Below are 2,107 nucleotides of genomic sequence, written 5' to 3' on the forward strand. Positions count from 1 at the left end.
CGGCGCGCCGGGCGCGGGCGGCGGGTCATGGGCCGGCACCCTGTCTGCCGTCGGGTACCGGGATCAGGGCACCCCGACGGGACCCATGGCGAAGATGGATTCGATATCATGACGATCGCCAATAGAGAAAATAACCGGCGGCGAAACGCAACCTCTGGCGTGGCCATAAGGGTTCGTACGTATCACCGTTGACCGTATTGGCGACCGAATCCGGATTCTATTGATGAATGAATGGTTTCCAAAGGCACCGCCTTTGGTGGGGTCCGGGGCGAAGCCCCGGAAAGGAGACCAAGGCGTGCGCCCCCGGACGATCAGCCCGCGCGTTCTGTCGCCAGGCGGGCGCCGATCCCCATGAAGGTCATTCCCGCCACCCGGTCGATCCAGTGGCGCGCCCGGGAAAACGGCCCCGCGAAACGGCGCAGGCTGAGCATCAGCGCCACGACCGAAAACCATCCCGCCGCGATGGCCCACATGGCCGCCACGCAGGTCAGGCCGAGTCCGACCGGAACATGCTGTGGCAACGCGGCGGCAAACAGACTTGAAACGAAGACGGGCGCCTTGGGATTGGCCAGGTTGGTCAGCAGCCCCATGCGAAACGCCCGGACATCGCGCCGGTCCAGATCGGCCGGCGCGGGGGCGGGGGATTGGGGTTGCCAGCTTGCCCTGTACAGCCGCACGCCGACGACGAACAGATACAGTCCGCCGCCGATCTTCAGGGCCCTGTACAGCCAGGGCGACGCCACGAACAGCGCGTGGATGCCGAAGAACCCCGCCAGTCCCCAGAGGGCGACACCCAGCGCGATCCCGAAGGCCGCGCGCAGCGCCGCCGCACGCCCCCGCATCATCGCCAGCCGCGTCACCAGCAGGAAATCCAGCCCCGGAACGACCATGGCCACCAGCCACAGCGCCGAGACCGCGCCGATGATGGAAAGATCCTGCACCAAGGTCATGGTTCGTCACGTCCTTCTGAAACACGCCGCACGGGACTGCAACTGTGCGCCCCACGCCGCGTCGCGGCAAGCCCTTCCCTTGGAGAGTCCTTTCTTTCAGGGCAACGGCGCTGTTCAGCTTCAGCGTCCGCGTCGTTGATTGCCTGCCACGCGGATTACGGGCGGGTGGGTGCTCGGCGCCGCCGCCACCCGGCCGGATATCGCGGCAGGCCCCCGAAATAGGTCTTGTGTTATATCTTACGATATGTCTATCGTAGGGCATGATCAGACATCATCCCCCCCATCATCGCTTTCACGACATCCTTCATGCCATCGGCCGCCGCCATGGTCGTCGCGGGTTCGGCCGCGGCTTTCCCGGCGGGTTCGGCCAGGGATTCGGCGGCGGCGATTTCCCGGCCGGACGCAAGCTGAGCGCGGAGGATCTCCAGCTCGTGCTGCTGGCCCTGCTCGCCGAGCAGTCCGCTCATGGCTATGAACTGATCCGCCGGATCGAGGAGCGCTCGGGCGGATTCTACGCGCCCAGTCCCGGCATGGTCTATCCGGCCCTGACCTTCCTTGAGGAAATCGGCCATGCCGGCGTCACGCAGGACGGCAACCGCAAGCTGTACAGCCTGACGGATGCGGGCAGGGCTCATCTGGACACGCACCGTGGCCGGGCGGAAACCATCCTGGACGCGCTGGCGCGCATCGGCGGCCGCATGGCCGAGGTCCGTGAAGCCTTCGCCGGCGTCGACGCCGCCGACCCCCAGGCCGCGGACGAACTGCATCAGGCGCGCTATGCGCTCAAGCACGCGCTGATCCGCAAGCGCGACTGCTCTCCGGCCGAAGCCCGCCGCATCGCCCGGATCCTCGACCGCGCCACCGCCGATATTCTCGGCAAGTCCGACTGATCCCGGGCGGGACCCTGTCTGAATCGAGGCTGGAATGAAATGCTCCGACCGCGCGCCGCTGCGCCCCGTCCGGGTGGCGCGCACCGACGCCCTTACCCCGCGCATGCGCCGCATCACCCTGACCGGCGATGCGCTGGAGGGGTTCGCGGCCGCCGCCGCGGGCGATCATGTCACGTTGTTCTTCCCGCATCCGGATGGGCGGGGCTGGCATGAGCCGCCCGCGATCGGCCCGGACGGCCATCCGGTCATGCCCGGCGGACAGGCGCC

Annotated in this window: 3 protein-coding genes; 2 read left to right on the top strand and 1 reads right to left on the bottom strand. The window is 67.7% G+C overall.

What is annotated here, in order from left to right:
- Positions 1–311: 311 nt before the first annotated feature.
- Positions 312–950: a LysE family transporter gene (locus HUK84_RS15785; RefSeq protein ID WP_176641134.1), complete on the bottom strand. Its 639-nt coding sequence runs from the start codon at positions 948–950 to the stop codon at positions 312–314.
- 260 nt (positions 951–1,210) lie between these two features.
- On the opposite strand from HUK84_RS15785, the gene HUK84_RS15790 reads away from it, so the two are divergent.
- Both HUK84_RS15790 and HUK84_RS15795 read left to right on the top strand, forming a co-directional pair.
- Positions 1,211–1,840, top strand: a complete 630-nt coding sequence (locus HUK84_RS15790; RefSeq protein ID WP_176641135.1) for a PadR family transcriptional regulator — start codon at positions 1,211–1,213, stop codon at positions 1,838–1,840.
- 34 nt (positions 1,841–1,874) lie between these two features.
- The coding region (locus tag HUK84_RS15795; protein WP_176641136.1) for a siderophore-interacting protein at positions 1,875–2,107 on the top strand (233 nt) is incomplete at its 3' end.

Origin of the sequence: Nguyenibacter vanlangensis (assembly GCF_013376155.1) — a bacterium.
Taxonomy (GTDB): Bacteria; Pseudomonadota; Alphaproteobacteria; order Acetobacterales; family Acetobacteraceae; genus Gluconacetobacter; species Gluconacetobacter vanlangensis.

Bases quoted from the DNA above. Each gene is read 5' to 3' on its own strand.
- HUK84_RS15785 (WP_176641134.1), bottom strand. From the start codon at position 950: ATGACCTTGGTGCAGGATCTTTCCATCATCGGCGCGGTCTCGGCGCTG.
- HUK84_RS15790 (WP_176641135.1), top strand. From the start codon at position 1,211: ATGATCAGACATCATCCCCCCCATCATCGCTTTCACGACATCCTTCAT.